4 protein-coding genes and 1 tRNA gene are annotated in these 5,433 nt (G+C 47.0%); 1 reads left to right on the top strand and 4 read right to left on the bottom strand.

Annotated features, from left to right (window positions below; all coding sequences use genetic code 11):
* Window positions 1-498: 498 nt before the first annotated feature.
* The 4 genes from INF29_RS13780 to INF29_RS13765 all read right to left on the bottom strand — a co-directional run bounded on the left by INF29_RS13780 (window position 499) and on the right by INF29_RS13765 (window position 3,899).
* Window positions 499-572, bottom strand: a tRNA-Met gene (locus INF29_RS13780).
* Window positions 573-649: 77 nt separating this feature from the next.
* Entirely contained in the window at window positions 650-1,363 is a 714-nt protein-coding gene (locus tag INF29_RS13775; protein ID WP_193487287.1) for a M48 family metallopeptidase, read from the bottom strand.
* A gap of 185 nt (window positions 1,364-1,548) precedes the next feature.
* A complete protein-coding gene (locus tag INF29_RS13770) occupies window positions 1,549-2,400 on the bottom strand; it encodes an AraC family transcriptional regulator (RefSeq protein WP_193487285.1) in 852 nt (283 codons plus the stop codon).
* A 47-nt stretch (window positions 2,401-2,447) separates the two neighbouring features.
* Window positions 2,448-3,899, bottom strand: coding sequence for a sigma 54-interacting transcriptional regulator (locus INF29_RS13765; RefSeq protein ID WP_193487283.1), 1,452 nt, complete (start codon window positions 3,897-3,899; stop codon window positions 2,448-2,450).
* Window positions 3,900-4,108: 209 nt separating this feature from the next.
* On the opposite strand from INF29_RS13765, the gene INF29_RS13760 reads away from it, so the two are divergent.
* A complete protein-coding gene (locus INF29_RS13760) occupies window positions 4,109-5,251 on the top strand; it encodes an acyl-CoA dehydrogenase (RefSeq protein WP_193487281.1) in 1,143 nt (380 codons plus the stop codon).
* The last annotated feature ends 182 nt before the right edge of the window (window positions 5,252-5,433 follow it).

Here is a 5,433-nt window from a genome sequence, read left to right as displayed (position 1 = left end):
GGTCGTCTGCTCTCCCTCCTGTAAGTCGGTCGGCAGACTCCCTGTTTCTTCGCCTTTGGCTGCTCCCTTTATCTGCCCCCGGCAGCGGTCGCACCCAAAGCCCCGGGAACCCGTCGGTCGCAGTCTTAAAATAAAAAAACACCATGCTTTTGCATGATGCTTTTCCTAGAATTGCGGAGACAGGATTTGAACCTGCGAAAGCCCACCTCATCAGAAAAAGCCGTCTGCGCTTATCAGCTTCCGACCTTGCACTTTGTGTAACGAGGGAGATGATGCAGACGGCTTTTTCGGTCTTTTCCAAGGGAAAAGAGATTTCCTTTCTTACATGGTCGTCTGCTCTCCCTCCTGTAAGTCGGTCGGCAGACTCCCTGTTTCTTCGCCTTTGGCTGCTCCCTTTATCTGCCCCCGGCAGCGGTCGCACCCAAAGCCCCGGGAACCCGTCGGTCGCAGTCTTGAAACAAAAAAACACCATGCTTTTGCATGATGCTTTTCCTAGAATTGCGGAGACAGGATTTGAACCTGCGACCTCCGGGTTATGAGCCCGACGAGCTACCGGACTGCTCTACTCCGCGTCAATATCAACTTCAACTGGTAATATACCATGAATAGATGACTTTGTCAATATTTTTTCGGAAAATAGTATGGATTTTTACACACCATCTTTGTACATGGTTTCCAGACGTTCTTTGCACTCCTTCCAGTTGGGCATCCATTCTGTCAGCAGGGCATAGAACCGTCTGCTATGGTCGGCAAAGCGGAAATGCGCCAATTCATGATAAATGACCTGACGGATACAATCCGGGTCTGCCTTCATCAGCTGGAGATTCAGGCGGATACTTTGGGTTTCCACGGTACAGCTGCCCCAGATGCTCCGCATGTTCCGCACCTGAATTTTGGGATAGGGGATGCCATAGTCTTTCACTTTGGGGTGGATTTCGTCCAGAAGTTTCGCAAATGTCCCAGTTGCCTGTTCCCGAAGCCATTCCAGATATTCAGACCGCAGTCCAACAGAATCCGTCTGGAAAGTAGACATATAAATGATGTTATCGGAACGCTGAATCTGACGCAGTCCCTGAGCGATGTGGAGGGTATAGGGTTCTCCCAGATAATACAATGTCTTGCCGTCATACATGGCGCCGGAGGGCTGTGCCATGCGGATTTTTTCCACTTCTGCCAGATGGTTGATGATCCAGAGGGCTTTAGACTGGACAAATTCTTCAATGACGGAAAAAGGTACGCGTTTGGCGGCGGACACGACCACCTGTCCATGTTTATTTACCCGCAGGTTGATATACTTCACGTCTTTGCGGATGAGTTCGTATTCAATTGGAATGCCTTCATATTCTATGGCGTGCAGTTCCATTGCAAAATCTCCCTTTTCCAAAGATAGTTTTCCCACAAAAGTTGGGTTCTATCCCGTTTTTCTATGATACTATATCACGCAAAGGCTGAAAAAGTCCAGAAAAAACGGGAAAATCCTTCCAGAGCCAACAAAAACGGAAGGCATGCGCCTTGATTTGACAAAACAGGTGCATGCCTTTTGCTTCCTTAAATATGTTCTGCTTTTTTCACAACGGGAATCCAGATTTCAAATACAGAATCCGCAGGGTCTGCGTTATAGTAGACCTCTATGTCCGCTCCTTTGCCGTATTCATAGCCGGAATTGGGGAGCCATTCCGTGAAAATCCGTTTCTCCAATTCCTGACACGCCTTTGGCATAGGACCTGTGCCGGAGAAGATTGCCCATGTGGCAGCAGGCAGTTCCAGAATTTCCAGGGGCGCTTCTGCTTCTTTAGAAGTGCAGACGCCAATCCAGTATTTCCATTCTTCTTCCTGACAGGCGGAAATTCCCAGCACTGCAGGCATTTCCATGATGCTTGTCAGCTTCGGCAGGATATTGTCTGCCGCAGCTTTTTGCCAGAAAGCAGGTACAGTCTGGAAATTTTTCTCCATGTCTTTTTCCAATAGTGTGTAAATCCCCGCAATGCGCAGGGGACCTTTTGCTTCCATACGATAATCCAATGCAGTCACTCCTTTGACGGTCATTTGAAACCGAATGGGCGGGAAAGCCTTCAGGGGCGCGCCTTTTGCCTTGGCTTGGGATGGGGTGATGCCGTGGATGCTCTGAAATGCCCGTGTGAACGCCGTTGGGGAGCGGTATCCATATTTCAGCGCCACATCAATGACTTTTGCACCCCTCTGCAAATCAAAGGCGGCTTTTGTCATTTTCCGGCGGCGGATATATTCCGAAAGGGGCATATCTGCCAGATAGGAAAACATACGCTGAAAATGGAAGGTTGTACAGCAGGCGGTTCTGGCAATGTCATCCAGAGAAATTTCCGCAGTCAGGCTTTTTTCCAGCATTTCCAGGGCTTCATTCCATTTGTCTATCCAGTCCATGTGGTTTCCTCCTTATTTGTCTTTGTCAATGACAATTTCAGTTTACCTTAAATGAGGGATGGTTTCCTCGCAGTTTCTGCCTCTTTGGCAGAGGGATTTTTTTTCAGGAAATAAGCCACTTTATAATAAGGAATGGGAAATCCCATGGCTTCCAACTGACGGGCAATTTTTCGGGGACCAAGACCGCTGGCGTTCTGTTCTTGGATAAACTGAGCAATCTGGTCGGTGATTTTGTCATCCGGTGCGGCAGGTTCGCTGTTTTCCGCTGTTTCCGGTTGTTCTGCGGCTTCAAAGGGAATGTGTTCCATATCCACCACTGTGGTGATTTCCGTTTTTTCACCAATGTCCTCAATCAGAGGAGAGGAAGCATCGATGCTGTAATTGATGACGTCACGCATCTGACGAATGTTTCTGGGGTAAACGGCGTTGAGGATGGCATGTTTCGCTTCCGGCGTGAAAATCACGTGGTAGCGGATATGTCTGGCTTCCCAAACGGCGTTTTCATACCGCATGACAAAATGGCGGAAGAGATTTTCTTTTTCCGCAAGAGAACGCTCCCGCAAAGCAGGCAGGTGCATTTCATACTGAGCAAGTCTTTGGTACAGCTCCGGCAGAAATACTTCGTGGAGGTTTTTGGTGGAAGCGGCAATGACAATGACGTTGATGTCGATTTCCTTGGTGTCACCAATGCGGCGGATTTTGCCGGACTCAATGGCTTTTAATAGTAGGTTTTGATAATTTTCGATGGTGTGGGCTTCATCCAGAAAGAGGATGCCGCCGTTTGCCTGCTCGAACAGCCCCTTTTTCTTTTTGGAACCGGTGTAAGCACCTTCCACGGAGCCGAAAATTTCCATGGCTGCAATGTCTGGGTTGGTGAACTGGGCGCAGTTGATTTCGATAAAAGGCGCGTTTTTGCCGATAACGCCAATCTGTTTGGCATAGTTATAAATGAGGTTTGCCAGCATGGTTTTGCCGGTGCCGGACTCCCCTGTGATGATGGAGTGACGAGGACCCCCCAGAGAGCCAACGATTTTTTTTGCCTGCTTGTAGATGTTCTGCATGGTGCCCATGTGGACAACGTGCTGGAAATCGGCTTCGGGCTTTGTCAGGCTCACCTGCATTTCCAGATGTTTGATTTTGCTGTTGAGCTGGTCAATCTCCTGAATGTCCTGGAAAATGGAATAAGCGCCCATGAATTCCCCGTCCATAAAAATAGGATAGGAATTTACAACATATTTATTGGGGGGCACCAGATGGATTTTTTTATCCAGAATGGGACGATGATTTTCTAACACTGTTAGAAGAACGGCGGCAGGATAAAATTGGGAAATGTGTTTTCCGATCATATTTTCCCGCTTTTGGTTCAGATAATTGGCTGAAACATTGTTGACATATACTAAAATCCCGTCTGTATCCACCACATTTATGCCTCCGTTGGTGTTGTCCAGGATCTGATGTATCAAATTGGAAGAAAAAAACAGCTCTTTTGTCAATTTCATGGGCAAATACCCCTTTCATTTTGTTAGAAAAAGTGTTATAATACAAAAAGTTACAAGTATTCTAACATTTATTCTGACAAAAAACCAGCGAATTTTCCAAAAAAAGTGTGAAAACAATGGGAAATTATCGTTGGCACGGTTTTTGCTCATATAGTTATTTGTTAGAATAATAACAAAATTATTGCCGATTTTTAAGGAGGAAACAAATTATGGAGTTTGGCTATTCAAAGGAACAAGTACTGTTGAGAGACCTGTACAAAAAATTTGCTGAAACAGAAGTAAAACCTTTGGCGGAAGAACTGGACGAAGAAGAAAGATTCCCCGTGGAAACCGTTAAGAAACTGGCAAGATACGGCTTCCTGGGCATTCCTTTCCCCAAGGAATACGGCGGTGCAGGCGGCAGCTACCTGACATATTCCATGGCAGTAGAAGAACTGGCTAAGGTATGCGGCACAACAGCAATCATCGTTTCCGCACACACATCCCTGTGTGCAGGCCCCATCTACATGTTTGGTACAGAAGAACAGAAACAGAAATACCTGGTACCCCTGGCAAAAGGTGAAAAACTGGGTGCTTTCGGTCTGACAGAACCCAGCGCAGGTACAGACGCTTCCATGCAGCAGACAACAGCTGTTCTGGATGGTGACGAATATGTACTGAACGGCACAAAAGTGTTCATCACAAACGCTGGCTATGCTGATACATATGTAATCATCGCAATGACAGATAAATCCAAAGGTACAAGAGGTATCTCCGCATTTATCGTAGAAAAAGACACACCCGGCTTCTCCATCGGTAAAAAAGAAAGAAAAATGGGTATCCGTGGTAGCGCAACATGCGAACTGATCTTCGAAAACTGCAGAATCCCTAAAGAAAACCTGCTGGGCAAAGAAGGTCAGGGCTTCAAGATCGCAATGCAGACACTGGACGGCGGCCGTATTGGTGTAGCTTCTCAGGCTCTGGGTCTGGCAGAAGGCGCCATCGACGAATGCGTAAAATACGTAATGGAAAGAAAACAGTTCGGCAAAAAAATCGGTCAGATGCAGAACACACAGTTCGAACTGGCTGACATGGCAGCAAAAGTAGAAGCAGTGAAACTGCTGGTATACGAAGCAGCATGCACAAAAGACGCACACGGCGCATACAGCCACCTGGCAGCTATGGCAAAATACCTGGCTGGTGCAACAGCAAGCGATGTAACAAGAAGATGCGTACAGCTCTTCGGTGGTTACGGCTACACAAGAGATTACCCGATCGAAAGAATGATGCGTGACGCGAAGATTACAGAAATCTACGAAGGTACCGCAGAAGTACAGAAGATCGTTATTTCCAACTGGATGAAACTGAAATAAGAAAGACCTTGGGGACCCTGTCCCCAATCCCCTGCAAGGAGCACCGCCCCTTGACACCCTTTGGGCGCAAAACAGGTTTTGCGCAAGGAAAAGTTTCATTTTTCGGTTAATAAGCAAGACTTCCGCAAAATGAAATTTTGCGGCAATCAAGTTTAGGTCAAGCCTTTTTAAAGGCTTGCGGA

This window comes from Anaerotignum lactatifermentans (assembly GCF_014982935.1).
In the GTDB taxonomy this organism is placed as follows: Bacteria; Bacillota; Clostridia; order Lachnospirales; family Anaerotignaceae; genus Anaerotignum; species Anaerotignum lactatifermentans.
Note: the sequence above shows the minus strand (reverse complement) of the source record. Positions and strands in the feature narration are given on the sequence as shown.